15 protein-coding genes are annotated in these 16,423 nt (G+C 26.5%); 4 read left to right on the top strand and 11 right to left on the bottom strand.

Annotated elements, in window-relative coordinates:
- Nucleotides 1-28 precede the first annotated feature (28 nt).
- From HNP63_RS02735 to HNP63_RS02720, 4 genes are all read right to left on the bottom strand, one after another.
- Nucleotides 29-787, bottom strand: a complete 759-nt coding sequence (locus tag HNP63_RS02735; protein WP_183227165.1) for a TP0443 family flagellar-associated protein — start codon at nucleotides 785-787, stop codon at nucleotides 29-31.
- Between the two features lie 315 nt (nucleotides 788-1,102).
- Entirely contained in the window at nucleotides 1,103-1,942 is an 840-nt protein-coding gene (locus HNP63_RS02730; protein WP_004790496.1) for an NAD(+)/NADH kinase, read from the bottom strand.
- Nucleotides 1,932-2,462, bottom strand: a complete 531-nt coding sequence (locus HNP63_RS02725) for a chemotaxis protein CheW (protein ID WP_183227163.1) — start codon at nucleotides 2,460-2,462, stop codon at nucleotides 1,932-1,934. Before HNP63_RS02725 ends, HNP63_RS02730 begins: the two co-directional genes overlap by 11 nt.
- Nucleotides 2,463-2,507: 45 nt before the next feature.
- On the bottom strand, nucleotides 2,508-3,086 hold the full coding sequence (locus HNP63_RS02720) for an SAM-dependent methyltransferase (RefSeq protein ID WP_183227161.1): 579 nt from the start codon (nucleotides 3,084-3,086) through the stop codon (nucleotides 2,508-2,510).
- 50 nt (nucleotides 3,087-3,136) lie between these two features.
- Between HNP63_RS02720 and HNP63_RS02715 the strand changes: the two genes are divergently transcribed.
- On the top strand, nucleotides 3,137-4,180 hold the full coding sequence (locus HNP63_RS02715) for a polyprenyl synthetase family protein (RefSeq protein WP_004790345.1): 1,044 nt from the start codon (nucleotides 3,137-3,139) through the stop codon (nucleotides 4,178-4,180).
- Nucleotides 4,180-4,863 (top strand): tetratricopeptide repeat protein, encoded by a 684-nt coding sequence (locus HNP63_RS02710; RefSeq protein ID WP_011600950.1) that lies wholly within the window; start codon nucleotides 4,180-4,182, stop codon nucleotides 4,861-4,863. The genes HNP63_RS02715 and HNP63_RS02710 overlap by 1 nt, the downstream gene beginning before the upstream one ends.
- Nucleotide 4,864: 1 nt before the next feature.
- Here the strand turns inward: HNP63_RS02710 and HNP63_RS02705 are convergent, their stop codons facing one another.
- The 5 genes from HNP63_RS02705 to HNP63_RS02685 all read right to left on the bottom strand — a co-directional run bounded on the left by HNP63_RS02705 (nucleotide 4,865) and on the right by HNP63_RS02685 (nucleotide 10,576).
- Nucleotides 4,865-5,671, bottom strand: a complete 807-nt coding sequence (locus HNP63_RS02705; protein WP_004790340.1) for an ABC transporter permease — start codon at nucleotides 5,669-5,671, stop codon at nucleotides 4,865-4,867.
- Nucleotides 5,672-6,604: an ABC transporter permease gene (locus HNP63_RS02700; protein ID WP_004790412.1), complete on the bottom strand. Its 933-nt coding sequence runs from the start codon at nucleotides 6,602-6,604 to the stop codon at nucleotides 5,672-5,674. It lies immediately after the preceding gene.
- Nucleotides 6,601-8,061 carry an ATP-binding cassette domain-containing protein gene (locus HNP63_RS02695; RefSeq protein WP_014486365.1) on the bottom strand — a complete coding sequence of 487 codons (1,461 nt, stop codon included), beginning with the start codon at nucleotides 8,059-8,061 and terminating at the stop codon, nucleotides 6,601-6,603. The genes HNP63_RS02700 and HNP63_RS02695 overlap by 4 nt, the downstream gene beginning before the upstream one ends.
- Nucleotides 8,061-9,110 (bottom strand): BMP family ABC transporter substrate-binding protein, encoded by a 1,050-nt coding sequence (locus HNP63_RS02690; RefSeq protein ID WP_004790489.1) that lies wholly within the window; start codon nucleotides 9,108-9,110, stop codon nucleotides 8,061-8,063. Before HNP63_RS02690 ends, HNP63_RS02695 begins: the two co-directional genes overlap by 1 nt.
- 407 nt (nucleotides 9,111-9,517) lie before the next feature.
- Nucleotides 9,518-10,576: a hypothetical protein gene (locus HNP63_RS02685; RefSeq protein ID WP_004790406.1), complete on the bottom strand. Its 1,059-nt coding sequence runs from the start codon at nucleotides 10,574-10,576 to the stop codon at nucleotides 9,518-9,520.
- Nucleotides 10,577-10,851: 275 nt separating this feature from the next.
- Here HNP63_RS02685 and HNP63_RS02680 point away from each other — a divergent pair, with 275 nt between their 5' ends.
- The gene (locus HNP63_RS02680; RefSeq protein WP_004790614.1) at nucleotides 10,852-11,991 is read left to right on the top strand and encodes a LysM peptidoglycan-binding domain-containing protein; all 1,140 of its coding nucleotides are present in this window, start codon (nucleotides 10,852-10,854) and stop codon (nucleotides 11,989-11,991) included.
- 95 nt (nucleotides 11,992-12,086) lie between these two features.
- Nucleotides 12,087-12,452, top strand: a complete 366-nt coding sequence (gene bamD / locus HNP63_RS02675; protein WP_004790331.1) for an outer membrane protein assembly factor BamD — start codon at nucleotides 12,087-12,089, stop codon at nucleotides 12,450-12,452.
- Nucleotides 12,453-12,458: 6 nt separating this feature from the next.
- Here bamD and HNP63_RS02670 read toward each other — a convergent pair whose 3' ends face one another.
- Both HNP63_RS02670 and flcA read right to left on the bottom strand, forming a co-directional pair.
- Nucleotides 12,459-13,568 carry a VWA domain-containing protein gene (locus HNP63_RS02670; protein WP_004790457.1) on the bottom strand — a complete coding sequence of 370 codons (1,110 nt, stop codon included), beginning with the start codon at nucleotides 13,566-13,568 and terminating at the stop codon, nucleotides 12,459-12,461.
- Nucleotides 13,569-13,618: 50 nt separating this feature from the next.
- Nucleotides 13,619-16,423, bottom strand: a complete 2,805-nt coding sequence (gene flcA, locus HNP63_RS02665) for a periplasmic flagellar collar protein FlcA (protein WP_183227159.1) — start codon at nucleotides 16,421-16,423, stop codon at nucleotides 13,619-13,621.

Here is a 16,423-nt window from a genome sequence, read left to right as displayed (position 1 = left end):
ATAACTACTTTCTCCCACTTTAATCTATCTATTTTGCTTTAATTAAATCCGAACTAAGCTTTAAAGACCAAACTCCATGAAACCTTGAAAATTTTTCAGCGGCTTCTTTTTGAGAAGCTATAGTAGCTAAAACTCTTCCAGCTTCAAGATAACCAAGAGAATGGAGTCCAAATTCATGAGAGCCACTAAGCTCATATTTACCTCTTAAAATAAACGCTCCTTCTTCTAAAAGCTCTAACACCTTAATAAGATGTTCAAATTGAAATTTATAATAAGGGCTCTCAAGTTTTAAATTTTTAGAAAAATCTCTAAAATCAATAATATTTTTAGAAAAAACAATAAATTTAAGATACATATCCTCAAGAAAAACAAGCGTTTTAGAATCTTTTTTGCTAAAATTTTTGGCTAAATCAATTAAATATCCCAATTTTTTAACAATCAAAAACCTCTCTTCTGGGTTTAAATCAAGAGCCTGGGGCATTTCAATCAACTCCCTTGGAGTAATGCCAAGAACAGGGCTAATAACTAAGCTAAAATCAGAAATCAATCCAGATAAAATTTTTTTTATAGAATAATTTACTTTCAATCTGGGCCTAGTATAAAAATAATTTAAAGACGAAATATAGCTTAAAACATTTAAATTGAAATCAATAAGATCAAATGAAAGTTTAGCATTTGATGTAAATTCGCCAATCTCTTTTATAGCTGCTATGTCATTCAAAGTTCTTAAAACAAGATTATTAATATACACTATTTTTTTATAATTTTCATTATCAATTAAATCCATAAACACCTGCCTAAAACTCATACAAAGGTGATTTATCAGTTATCCAATATATTGATTTTAGCAACAAACATATTAAATATTTTAACAAGTTATAAATTTATAAAAAACACCCTTGGAACATTAACTCTACAAATGAACAAAACATTAACATATTTATAATAAATTATGTAAAATTTTAACCAATTTTTAAAAGTGCTAAATCTTAAAACATACAAAATTCTCTAGTCTAATTCAAGATTAGACTAAATAAAAACATTTAAATAACAACTAATAACAATATTTTTTAAAAAGAATACTTTTTAAAAAGCATTAAACTTACAATAATTTATTTTTCAATCTTTTAACAAAAGTATCCGTACAAAATGAAACAAAATTCAAGCTTTGAGAAGAAATTTCAAATTCAAAAACAACATCGACTCCGAAAGAACCAAAATTAATTCCATCTAAAAAAATTGATGCTGATGCTATAAAATATTCCTTTGAAAAAGAAAGAGAAAGTTTAGTTGATTTAGAAAACACAAAAGAACGATTATAAACAGAATGGGGAGAAATAGGTGTAAGTAAAAATCCCTCAAGATCTGCTTCTAAAATAGGACCCCCTGCTGAGAAAGAATACCCTGTTGAACCTGTTGGAGTAGACACAATTACTCCATCACTTTTATATGATAAAAAACTTTCAGAATTAACCCTAAGATCCACATAAATCATTTTATTAAGAATGCTTGAGCGAATAATAATATCGTTTAAAGCATATTTAGAAATTAAATCTTTACCGTGCTGACAAACTGTTACGTGAAGCAAAAATTTTTTATTAACAGCCAAAGAATTGTTAAAAAATCTATCTATGACTTTTTTAAAATCTTCAATCTTAATATCTGCCAAAAACCCTACCTTGCCCATATTAATTGAAATAATTGGGATATCAATATTTTTAGTTTCAAGAAGTAAATTAACAGCTAAAAGAACTGTACCATCTCCTCCTAAAGTTATCAAAAAAAGAAAATTTTCTCTTGGAAAAGATAATAAAGGCTTGCCAACATCTATTAATACCACCTCAACAAAATACTTAGTTTCTAAATAAACTTTAATATCATAGCCTAAAATACTAGCCCCTGACTTTAAAGTATTAATGCAAAGAAGAACCTTATTCTTCATGCTGATCTTTATAGGGAATATTGTCGAATTCGCATTTATCAAAAATTTTTGCAATATCAATTAATACTAAATATTCGCTCTCAAGATTATCAGCCTCTTCAAGCTTCACAACTCCAGATATATATTTTCTATCTAAAGTTTGCAAAGTAGCAGGGGGCTCTTGAATTCTAGAATCATCAAAGCTAATAACTTTAAGAACCCTATCAACAAAAATACCTAAAAGTTTATTTTTAATCTTAACTATTAAATATCCTGTTAAAAGCATATCTTCTTCTGTTATTGAAATAGAAGAAACTCCAAATTTAATATTTAAATTGACTAAAGGAATAATACTGCCTCTAAGATTATAAATACCTATAATATATTCAGGAACATTTGGTATAGCATAAACTCCTTCTGATGGAACTTTAATAATTTCTCTAATATGCTCTATTGACACCCCATAGCTTTCTTTACCTATTTTAAAACCCGCAACTTGAAGCTGAGACTTTCTATCTTCAAATATTTCTTTTCTCAACATATTTTATACCTTTAAATTGATACTTATAGCAATTTAATTAAATTGCTACTTACCAAAACTTTTACCCAAAAAATAAATTTCAAAAGAATTTTTCCTTACAGCTTTGGGCCTAATTTTTTTTACAAATTTAAAATATTTTTCAAACTTTTTAAAAATTTGAATCTCATCTCCTCCCTGAAAAACTTTAACAAGCAAATTCCCTTTTTTGAGTAAAACTTCAAGCGATAAATCTATTATTCTCATACTTAAATTAAAAGAATTACTAGTATCTATAAGTCTATTTCCAGTAGTTCTAGGAGCCGCATCGCTAATTACAAGGCTATAAGGCCCAAGCGTATTAATTTTAAAAACTGTATCATCTGAAAATATATCTCCCTTTACAAAATAAAAATTATCAACATGCCTAAGACCAATATCATTAATGTCAACAGCCACAAGAATGCCTCTTTTAAGCTTTTTATAAGCATATTGAGAAAAGCTCCCAGGCGATGCACCAATATCTAAAACATTGCCATAAGAAAATAAAGAAAATTTTTCATTAATTTCTATCAACTTGTACACAGATCTTGCCAAATACCCTTCTCTTTTAGCTTTTTGAGAATACTCATCATTCAAACGATACACATTAATCTCTTTAATACACTTTATTATACTTTTTCATTATAATTCTTATTATGCAAAATAAACTATTTTTAAAAAATATTGAAAAAAATATTAATAGCATCTTTTCAACAAATAATTTAATAAATTTATTCAAAGATAAAGATTTAAAATTTACTTTTAAAATAAAAAAAGAAACCCTTGATTATATTAAAGCACCAGCAATTGAAATTATTAATAGAGGTGGAAAACGAATAAGACCAATGATAATGATTCTTTTAGCATATGCATTGGGTTTAAAAGAAAAAAACAACAAGTTAATATATAAATTAAGCTTGCTACTTGAACTTCCTCATTCTGGAAGTTTAATTATTGATGACATTGAAGATAATTCGCTAAAAAGGCGAGGTGCATCAGCAATACATTTAATCTATGGAATAGATAATAGTATAAATGCTGGTAATTTAATTTATTTTTTGCCTGCAAAATTAATAGAAAGATCAAATTTAAAAGAAAATCAAAAATTACTTATTTATGAAAATTTCTTTACAACTCTTTCAAATCTCCACCTAGGACAAGGAATTGATATTAAATTTCACAATGAGTCATACATTCCAAGCATTAAAGAATACATTTCTTTAGTGGAATTAAAAACAGCTTCACTTTTCGGAATGGCTAGCTTTCTAGCTGCAATACTTACAAATAATGAAGATAAAGCTAAAAAAATTTACAGTACATTTTTAAAACTTGGTGTTTATTTCCAAATAATAGACGATATTAAAAACATTAAAAATAAAATTAATGGTAAAGAATTCGGAGACGATTTACTTGAAGGAAAAAAAAGCTTACCAATAATTTATTTTTTACAAGAAAAAAAAGATGAGCCAAAAATTATTTCAAAATTTAATCAAATAAAGAATGCCAAAACCTCTACAGCAAGAAAAGAAATATTGAAACTAACAAAGATGATAAATTCATCAAAATCAATAAAAAACTCAACTATTATTGCCTTAAAATATTTAAACGAGTTTAAAGCCGAACTCAATTTATACCCATTAACAAATAGATATAAAAATCTGCTAATAGATATTGCCGAACAAATAAAAGAAGGAATATAATGAAAAAAACAATAATAATAGCGCTTTTATATGGGTTGATCACAAATATTTACCCTACAATAACATCAACATTAAAACCAGATGAACAAGCAAACGAATATACAATAGAAAAACTTTATCAAAAAGCAATGATGCTAAAAAAATCAAAAAAATACAACAAAGCTATAGCAAATCTAAAAAAAATAATTAACATGGATCAAAATCAAGTTGATGCTCATCTTTTACTCTCAGAATTAGAATATTTAAATAAAAACTGGAAAAAAGCAATTATTAAATCTCAAGATTATTTAAAAATAATAGACTTTAAAGATAAAAAAAACTTTTTAGATATATCTTGGGCATATTTTTTAATAGGAGAAGTTGAAAATTCAATGGACTACATAATTAAATTTTTCCAAAGCGGTAAAGAATTGTTCAAAGAAAATATATTTATAGCAATTGATGCTCTTTTTAAAAAAAGTATTTATCATTTTATAAACAATGAAGATGTAGCATTTAATATAATATTAACCTCAACATTCCAATTAGCACTTAATGACGACACTTTATTTATAATTTTTTTAAATAATTTAGAAATAATAAAACAAATACCTTTTTATTATTTTAATAGAAAAAAAATTAAAGAATTGTATCTGCAAATTAATACCCTAAAAACAATCCAAAACACAAGTTGTAGAACTTAAACTAAGGTTTATCTTTTTTCTTAATCAACGAAACTAATATATTTATTATTATTGCTACATAAAATGGAAAAGAAAGAGAAAAATAAGAATTTATATACTCTTGAGTGTGAAAAAATTGATATTTAAAAAAAACTATCAAAAAAGAAATCGGGAAAATTAATAAAGGATTTGAAAATGCAATATAAAGAATGCAAATAGCAAGCCAACCATTGTTTAATCCTAAATTATAAGAATAAGCATTAAGATTTATCGCAATAAATGAACCGGCAAGACTTGCTGTAAAAATTGATACAAAAATTGCAAAAGATTTAAAACGACTGCTTATTTTCTCACCTAAAATGTCTTCATAATTCCCCGAAGAAATAAATTCAAAAACTGCTCTAATTCTTGAATAATTTATAACATAAACAGTAATAAATAAAAAAATGAAAAAAATAACAATAAAAACAATAATCTCAAAATTTCCAGATAAACTTAAAGTAAAGCTAGGAATAAAATTAAAATTACTCTTCATTAAATAATCAACTAAAAAATAACAAAAAATATTAATACCTATTCCTGCTATAAAAATATCATAATTTTTCTTTACTATAAAAGATAAAAAAAATCCAAACAAAAAGCTGATAAAAAGAGTGAGAATGGTCGAAATAAAAATTCCATATCCAAAATAAATAAAAAAAGATGTTAAAAATATTGAAAGATACGAAACACCCTCAATAGATATATTTAAAAGTCCTATTCTTTCTGTATAAAGAACTCCAAGTGCTAAATACGAAAATACAAGAGCTTGCTCAAAAATACCAAACATCTACTTTTTCCTAACTTTAATCAAAAATAAAGAGAGAAAAATAGCAATTGATTGACAAAGCCCAATAAATTCATACTTGAAGTCATAATTTATATTAAGAAAATTATTAAATTCTATTAATATTGAAAACAATAGGCTAAAAAATAACACATAAATATAATTAAATCCTGAAATTACAGCAACAATTAAGCTATTCCAACCAAGTCCTGAGGTTAGTCCTAAAACCAAATAGGGCTTAAAAAACACTACAAACATAGAACCTGCAAGGCCATTTAAAAAAGCACTGCCAAATACAGCGAAAAACTTATATTTAAATTCATTTATATTGAAAAAAATATCTATCTTTTTCTTATTGCTTAATATTTCAAGCTGAAGTCCATAAATAGTTTTTTTATGCATAAAAACATAAAAAAGCCAAATTGACATACCAAGCAAAAACAAGTAAATAAGTGATGAATCTAGGGCAAATAAGCTATTAATTCTCTTTGTCTGATTAGAAAAACTACCTGTTTTTAACATACTTAAAATAAATCCATCTACCAACCTTTGATTTCCATAAGATATTAAAAGACCTGTTAAAGCTCTATTTAATCCAAAGAAAAAGGTAATAAAAAAGGGAATAAGCCCCAAAAGTCCTACAAAAAAAGAACTCAAAAATATCAAATATATAAAATTAAAATAGGTTAATCCAAAAAAACTTGAAAATATATAAACGAAAAATGCTCCAAAATAAACTTGCCCCTCATTTCCAAGATTTAATGAATTACTCTTGGCACAGGTGGCAATACCAGTAGCCATAATTAAAAATAAAATAAAGCGCCAAGATATCATCTTGATATAAGAAAATTGAAAAAAATCACCAAAAAAATAGCTAATACTTAATATCAAAAAAGAAAAAATTAATGCCATAAAGCTATTTCTAAATAAGGTCATAAAAATAACAATTCCTTTAATTTTTCTTTACTAATCTTTTCTCTAGGTGAGTTTAACAAAACTTCTCCCATTTTCATTGCCAAAATGTTATCAGAGAGTAAAAGCAATTCATCTAAATTGGAAGTAATCAAAAGAACTGGCTTTTCCTTTGAATAATTACGAATAGCAACAGACATTTCATTATAAGCTTTATGATCTAAATTGCTTAAAGGAGAAAAACAAATTAAAAAACTTTTTGCAATATACATCTCTCTGTAAAGAGCAAACTTCTTTAAAGTTCCTCCAGAAAATGCCAAAGATTTAGAATAAAGAATTCTATATATTCTCTCTTCGCTACAAAATTCCATTTTTTTTTTAAAAAAATCCTTAATCTTATTGATATAAGATTGCTTAATAAAAATTTTATTTTCAAAATTCATAAATTTAGCTAAAAAATTATCTAATATGCTGCTATTATCAGGAAACAAATTACCAATGCCTAAAGGTAAAAACCCCGCTTTGCACTCAAAAATATTTATTCGCTCATATCTGATGCCATCAATTTTTATGCATCCAACAAAAATAAGCTCCCCTAAGAATAATTTTTCCCAAGTTCTAATTGCAGTTTCTTCACCAATTATTCCTAAAACACCTCTTTTATTTAAAGAAAAACTAACATCATACTTCCAAAAATCTTCAAAAAACAGATTAAATTTAATAGAATCTTTTTCAAATTTATTAAAATTAATATTTGAAAACAATACTTTATCGCTAGAAGATTCAAGTTTGCTCAAAATTGATTCTTTGTTTATTGTTCTAAAACACTTTCCATCTTTTAAAACAATAAACTCATCGCTAAATTTTACAGCATCTGTGAGCTCACTGTGAGTAATAAAAAGAGAAGCGATTCCTGATTTCTTAAGCAATACAAGCAATTTTATAAAAGCTTGCGCTTCTTTTTGAGAAAAATAAGCAGCACTCTCATCAAAAATAATTATTTTTGCATTCTCTTTAAGAGAAGCAATAATAAGTAGAAAATAAATTTCTTTAATATTTAAATCTTTAATTTTCTTATCTAGATCAAAAGAAATTTTATAAAATTGCATAAGCCATTTATAGTATTTATAAGTCTTAGATTTATTCATCGGCATGAAAAATGCATAACCAAACCAATAGATACTCAAATATTCCCATACTCTTAAATTCATTTTCAAATTAGGAACTTGAGAAACAAGATAAATACCGTTCTTTTTAGCTTTATCTACATTCCAATTCTTCTGCTTAATGCCATTTACCAATATTTCACCACTATCAAATTCAATAAGTCCAGCAATAATCTTAGCTAGAGTACTCTTTCCTTCTCCATTTTTACCAACTACTGTAAAAATTTTAACTTCTCCAATTTTTAAATTAATACTGTCCAAAATAGGCTTATCAATATCTGGAAAATACTTAACTATATTTTTAAACTCTACCATTAATTTTGTTCCAAATTAATTTTTATACCATTTGCACTAACCTCTTCTATTTTTTTAAAAAGATCTTCTTTCAACTTTTGACTGGTTTGCTCTAAATAAAAAACATTAGAAATATTAAACAAAACTCCCTTATGTTTTATTCCAAAAATATCAGAATTCCCATAGCTAATCTCTGAGTTAAGCGCCTTATCTAAAATATATGAAACATAATATTTTTGATTTGTAATTCCTGAACCAATAATATTTTCTTTATTATCTAGATAATCTTCACTATCAAAAAGAACCGCAAAAATATTATTATCTCTAATAGAGGAAAGTACTCCTTCAACAGCAGGACCTACAATAGGAAGTATTACAAAAACACCCGAATTTTGAATCAAAGAGTCTGACAACAATTTAGCCAAATTACTATCATGCCAATTGCCCAAAACTCGATAATAAACTTCAGAATTCACACCCACATCAAGAATGCCTTTTTTGAAATAATAATAAATATAATCTCTCATAACAGGATATTCTTGACCCGCAATCAGGGCAACATTCCCTAGGCCAGAATTAAATTCCTTTAAAAAAAGACCCACATAATACCCTAAAATATATGCCTCCTCTGCAACATTATAAGAAACTGAATAAACTTGATTGTTGACGTTTTTGACTAAAGAATCAAAAATTAGAAACTTAGTATAAGGATAATCATTCGAAACACTATCAACAATATCTTGCATAGCATTATTTGTGGTTATTAAAAAATCATATTTTTTTGAAGTTAATAATTTTTCAAGCATTTCTATCCACTCACTTTGATTAAATCCAGCCTCTAAAACTTTAATTTCAAGATTGTCATGCTTTTTTTTAAATTCAAACAAAGAATCATACATTTCTTTATAAGATGGAGATCCTGAAATAACTCCTGGAACAAAGAAAGCAATATTCGTTTTATTAGAAATATCAACCTTTTGCCTTTTAAAAAAAATCAAATAAACAAATAAATACAAATGAAATATCGTGAATAAAATCCAAAACCCTTTAAAAAACACGTTCTTACTCATAAAGACAAACATCCTTTTATTAATTATTATTAAATTCACCTTAATGCCATAAAAAGTCAAATAAAAAAAGATTGATAACAAGCTATAAAAATACCACTGCCAAAACTAATTGAAAAATTATCTAAACATCTAAAGAACACATTTTTTTCCTTATTATAAGATTTTGGCAAAAAATTACAGAACCCAAATTTAATAAAATATTAAGCAAATTCTGAATATGAATTTTGAATTCCATTAAATAATATAATAAAATTTGAAAATTTTTAATTTTTTTAAAAATGCTCAATATTAATAGTTTGAAATAACTAACAAAAATAAATGGGCTTATTTCTTCTATTTGAATTTTTAAAGAATATATCATTTTATCTAACAAATAACTTTAACATAAAAAGCTAAATATATAAAAATCAAAACTCTCTAGGGCGCAATAAATGCAGTTCATTAACATTTAAATTACTAGTAATATCATCATTTGAACGTCTTAAATACATCTTTAAAGAATGGATTGTTTTAAAGAATTTATCTTTTAAAACGTTTTTATTAGCTTTATAATCTTTTAAAAATTTTGAAATAGGACTGTTAACGGTTATTGACTTATCGAAAAAAGTAGAAAAATATTTAAAAATATCATCCACAAAATAAAACCTATTGGCCAAGTCAACAAAATTATTAAAAAGTACGCCAATTCTACCCTTTAAATAATTAAGATTATTAATCATATCAACCCTGTTACCAAGTTTATAATTTTTATCTTCCAAACTCCATTTTGAATATATAGAATTAAATTTAAAATCTTTCATTAAATAATTATACATAAAGTTAAATCTAAAACTATCTTCAATATATTTTAAAATAAAAAAATATAAAAACCCTTTATTTAAAGACATAAAATTATCTTTAGCCATCCTTATAAAATTTTGATTAACACCCTTTAAAGTGCCTTCATTAACTTTGTGTAAAAAAGAATTTCCATTAAAAAGCAAAAGACTAGTATTGGGACAAATTAAATATTCAGCTTTATTAATGTGCCTGACGCTACCCTTGTAAACATTAATAAAACAATTGTTAAAATAATCACTGTTGGCATAAAACTTTGCCGCATTTTCAACTTTAAACAGATTATTATTTATAATAACAGAAAATGAAGATCCTTTAACAATATTATGAATTACAGCATCAACACTTCCTCTAAACAAATATATTTTTGCATCTTGCAAATCTTTAAGAGAAGAATAAACCACAAAACTATTTGTATTGGAATAAAAAATTAAATCTACAGAAACACCGTTTATTTCATATAAATTTATTTTGAGTTTTGAATTTTCTCCAACCTCGATAAAATCATACTCAAAAATTTCATCATCTAAATCCAACTTAACAGGAAATGTATTCCTAATAACACCAACTTTGCCTTCTATTTCTTTTACAACTGCTACTTGAGAAAATAGCGCCTCACTTGAAAGCAATATAAAAAGGACAAAATGATATATTCTAAAAATATAGCTCTCCTGATCTTTGAAAAATTTATAAACTTAATTATACCTTGTTTTACACAAATTTATTACACTTTGAACAATGATGAAAAAGAACTATAATTTAATTTAAGAATTAAAAATATTAAGTTTTTATTAACATGTTATAATTGCTATAATAATAAAATAGTTAAAAAAAAAAGAACGTTAATATTTAGAGGTTCTTACTTTAAAGACAATAGAAGCCAAGTTATTAGAAGGGTGTATTTATGAATATAAAGAATAAATTAATATTGATGCTGCGCATTGTGGTGACAATCTCTCTTATCGCATGCAAAACGCCTCCGGAAGCAAGAGAGAGCAAAAATGCTAAAATTGCACAACCAAATAATGAAATTTTTCAATTAAGAGATCTAAAAGACATTAAAAATGAACTAATAAGAGAAAGGGGGCATCTTTTTTATTCTAAAGAGTTTAATGAAGCTGAACGATTAGAAGAAGCAATGAAGCAAAATTTTTCTAAAAAAAAGGCAAAAGAAGGAAATGAAATTGCACTAAAAGTGCTTGAAAGATACAAAACAATAATAAAAGAAACAAAAGAAAAAAAAGAAAAAACAAATTACCTTAAAGAAAATATTGAAAAGTATCTAAACGATGCAGAAGCAAATGAGGCTTATATATGGATTCCACTGGAAATCGACGAAGTAAATAACTTATATTTTGAGGCAACAAGAAAATATAAAAATTACGATCTTGACAATGCCCTTGACATGTATAGCAAAGCATTCAACAGAGCACAACAAGCAGCAAAAAATGCTAAAGAAGCTAAAGCCTTAAAAGAAACTGATGAGAGAATGTATAAACAATTAAAAGCACTTGAAGCTGCTTCCAATTTACCAGTTTATAGTAATAATAAGCTTATCAAGCCATCACCATGGAATGGTAGAGCATTTATTAAAGAGAGAAACGGTCACTTAAACCTTTTAAATATTAATGCAGAAGATACTTATTTCCTTGGAGAAACAAAAACTTCAACTCCAATAGTACTCGCATATGAAGAAAAGATGGAAATAGCAAAAACTTCTAACCCTCAAGAACAATTCAAAACACTAGAACTTATTGAACAATCTAGAAAATTGTGGGAAAAAGGAGTTGAGGCTAAAAATGTCAAAAACTTTAGACTTGCCAATGAATTATTTTTAGAATCTGCAAGATACCTAGAAGCTTATCAGAGCAACGCAAGCAGTGAGCTTTATGTAATAAAAATAGGTAATACTTTGTGGGGAATTTCTAAAAAATTATACAACGATCCTTACTTATGGCCAAAAATTTGGTTTGCTAACAGACAAAAAATACAAAATCCAGACCTGATTCATTCTAACTGGAAAATAATAATTCCTGCTAAATAAGCACAAACAATCATAAAGCAAGGCCTTTAGGCCTTGCTTTCTTGTTTTACATCTAATAAAATTAAATAATAAAACATTCTAATAAGAGACAGAAAATGAAGAAACTAATATTATTAAACTTATTACTTATTTCATGCTATACAATTAATTTAGACAAATTAACAAAAGAAACTCCTTATGGAGTTTATCTTAGAGAAGCCCAAAAGGCTGTCAATGTTAATGATTACAACTCTGCATTAAAAGCATACGAAAAAATGATTCAAAATTTCGCTCACAATCCAAATATAGTTGCTACTGGCAAATATGAAATTGCATTTATATATTACACAACAAACAAAACAGAAAAAGCAAAAAAAATATTTAAAGAGCTAATAGAAAATAAGATGGAAATGCCTAAATGGATTAAGCCTTTGGCTAAAAAAATATTAAATAAAATAGAAAATAATAATTTAAAAAAATAAAAATTTTTACTGAAATATTATTCCATAAATTGTAATATCTTTTTCCTTTGCAGAATTGATAACATCTTTATAAACAATAGACCCTCTTGGATATTCATGAGGGGGCGCATCTCCTATAACAATAATAAATCTTCTTTCTGCCCGCCAATCAAACTGAGTTACCGCAGCATCAATCCCCTCAAACACAGCTTCTGGATAATCTCCACCACCACCAACATTAACATATTTGAGAATATTATTTAAATATGGAATAGTATTAAAATCAAAAGCTTTGGTCAAAAAATCTTCAAGATAGTCTTTATAAAAAACAAGACCTATTCTATAGGATTTAAACTTTTGCAGTTGAGGTTCTATTAATGAAAATAAATGCTCTTTTAAAATCTCAATATTACTTTTCATGCTGTCAGTAACATCAACAACAAGCACTAAATCTAAATCATAAACTGAATCTTCTGAGTTTTTTAAAATTTTTTTTATTTTATCAACAATATCAATACCATTATTAGCAATAACAACCTCATCCGAAAATTTTGTAAAAGTATCCCTTAATTCATTAAATTCAATTTTTCCTTGATTTTGAGTATCCTTAAAAAACAATTCATAGGCATTGTCTTGATACCTGCCTAAATAATCATTATATTTTTTCTCAAAAGATCTAATAGAAAACCAAAAGGGCTCTTTTTTATTTTTTAATACTTCTAAATCAATCTCACCACTTCTTGTTGAAAAATTTGGAAATCCATATTTTAATTTTTTTGGAATCAATATATGAAAAGCTTCTCCAAACTTCTTATTGGGAACAGGCGTGGAAGATGTCAATGACAAAAGCTCTTTATTTCTAATAACCCTTCCATTTAAAATCCGAATTTCATCTCCATTAACCTTATTGTAACTTAATGTACGGAATGAATAAGTAGCCACATCTTTTTTCTTATCGGGTATTTCAAAAGACTCTGTCAATATTACTGATTTGATTGAAGGTTTTTTCCTAATAAAAAGATGAAATCCCTCTTCATGAGCCTCAACATAAACATCGTCAATACCAATTTTTAAAGAATTGTCTTCAAATCCAAACAAATAAAAGTTAATAAAAAGAAATAAAAAAATTTTCTTCATAAGGAAACTGACCTCATAAACAACTGAAAACCAACGAATAAAACCTATAATTAAAGTTTTTCGGATAAATTTTCATAAAATAAAACATTTGATTTAGAAAAACTATTCTTAAAAATATTTCTGAGATTCAAACTAGCAAGATCTTTTTTAACGCTTTTTACCATATCTTCATCTCTATTTAATATGTCAAAAATCCTAGCTGATTCACTTAAATTACTAACTCCAGAATTAAAAAGTTTAGTATCTCTTATGGACGAAAAAGAGGCCATTACTTCTACAACTCCAAGATTATTATAAGTCTCAATTTCTTTTAGTAAAAGAATTTTATGATAATCATTTTCTTTGGGATTAAAATTTAAAACATTAGCCTTCTCTAGTTCTAAATTTTGCATAACCCTTAAATAATAACTCCTAGAAGCTAAAAAATCGCCTATCCTATAAAGAGTTAAGGCAATAGAATTTAAAACTTCGTTACTACTTGAAAACCCCGCCATGCTCTCCACTTTAAATAAATATTTTAATGCATCATCATAATTATTTTCCCTGTAACTAAGTAATCCAGCTTTATAATAAACATCTGGATAATCAACACCTTCATTTATCGCTAATTTATAAGAAGATATCGCAGACTTAAAGTCATTTAAAGATCTAAGAATATCGCCTTGCTTTTCATAAATTGAAGAAATCTCCTTAGATACTTTTATAAGATTGTATTTTTTATAAAAAGAATAATCATTTAAGGCAAAACCAATAATATTGCTCGCTCTAAGAGAATCTCTGGATTTTTCATAAATATCTGCTAAAATTTTATAAGCCAATATTTTGTCCTCAGCGTCCTCAATAGAATTTTTCTGCCTAAAACTATTTAATGCTTTAAGCAAATAAATTTCGGCTTTCTTAAAATCCCCTATATAATACGAATACCTTCCACTTTCAAAAAGCGCCTTATCATAATTGGGATTTTTATTTAAGATTTTTCTAAGGATGTATTCAATCTCTGAATTCATATTAACATTATTATCAAGCTTGAAAACAGTTTTGCCGTCTTTTCTTTTCAAATCGGAAAATTCCTTATTCAATAAATTTGTTTGTCCATTAAGGTAATTTAAGTTTATAGCAAGATTATTTGCCCTCTGATTGTAAGACACGAAAGAAACATACTTATCTACCAGCTTTTTAGCATATTTTGTGTAAACAACTTCATCAACATCTATAATTTCATTTGACTTAATAAAATTATTAATATTATCGGACTCAGTATCTAAATTAGCTTCAATATAAGCATTGAAAAGTTTAAATAAAATTTCCTTTTTTTGTCCATACTTTGAAAGAACAACCGTATAATTATTAATACTATCTTTATAGTAATTAGAATTTGTTTTAGCCCATTTAAAATAATTATCTCCCTTTAATACCAAAGCATCATAATCATAAAGATCATAAGATATAACCTCATCAAGTATTGAATTGGCCTGAGAGTATTCTCCAAGACCAATTTTCATAGAAGCATACGCAATGTATCCTTCCTTATTAAACTTTTTTCGCCTTCTACTTTCAGAATTTTTAGAAAAAGGCTCAATTGTAAATAATTCCTCATACTTCTCTTCAGCACTATCAAAATCTCTGATTTCTTCAAACGCTTTAGCATAATTAACAAACCATTTATCATCAGGCCTAATATAATAAGCGTCTCTAAAGATAGCTTTTGCAAGCTCTCTTTTATTTGCGTATATAGATTCTATCCCCTCTTTATACTTACTCTCAGAAGCAACATAAAAAAATACTACATCTACTATAAAGTACAAAGAAACTAAAACCAAAACAACAAAAAGAGAAGCTATTTTTATCAAAGGCAGCAAAGCCCTTGAGACCCTATAGCTCAATTTCTGCTGAAGCTTGCTAAATTCTTCTGCCTTAAAATAAATTACAGGCAACTTAATAGATCGCCCAACAATATCTCCTACAAATTTAGCAATAAATTTTAACCTTTTTTTATTTTTTTCAACAAGATCAATTAACGCTTCAAGTTTATACTTTGAAACATTCTCTTTGGTTAAAGCCTCAGCAATTGCAATTCTTAAATTTCTAGGATAGGAATTCAAATGCTTTAAAAATAATGGATAATTAACCTTAAATTCAAAGCGTTTAGAATTTGCATTTTGATTGTACTCTAAAAATTTAAAATCATCTGCAACATTTTCAAAAACATTGTCATCTGTGCTTAAATTTAAATCGCTTCCGGTAAACATCTCTGATTGTTCACCGGCCTGGCTTTTATCATTTACCGTATCATCAATATCAACTTCATTAAAGTTATTAGATTGTAAAAAATCATCGTCCTCTAAAACAAAAGAATCGTTGCCAGCTTCAAAAGAATTATTATCACTTTGAGTGTTAATCAATTCTTCAGAATTAAATTCTGAAGAATTGATTAACTTATCAAAATCCAGTTTAGAAGCAATTTCTAAATCAATAGAATTATCATCAAGAACTTTGTCAATATTATTCTCAAAAGAATCATTATAAGAGACGTCAAAATCATTATTCAAAGTTGAAAGCTCTGAATCCATATCAACTCTCAAGTCAGAACTATTTAAAGGTAAATTGTCATTAGAAATGTCAGAATAGGGCAATTTATCTTCATTCTCAAGAGCATCAAGCATGAAATTCAAATCAAGCTCATCATCATTTTCCTCTAAAGCAAGATCTTCACTCATCCAGGGAACAATACTCTCCCCAGGCTCAGGAGGCTTAACATCCATGCTCACACCAAAAGATTCTTTAGATGATCTTTCATTAGAAAGATCATCTAATATTTCTCTTTTAAACTGTTTTATTTTATCTATATCAGGCAT

Source organism: Borreliella afzelii (assembly GCF_014202295.1).
GTDB lineage: Bacteria > Spirochaetota > Spirochaetia > Borreliales > Borreliaceae > Borreliella > Borreliella afzelii.
This window is presented reverse-complemented; position numbering and strand designations above follow the sequence as displayed.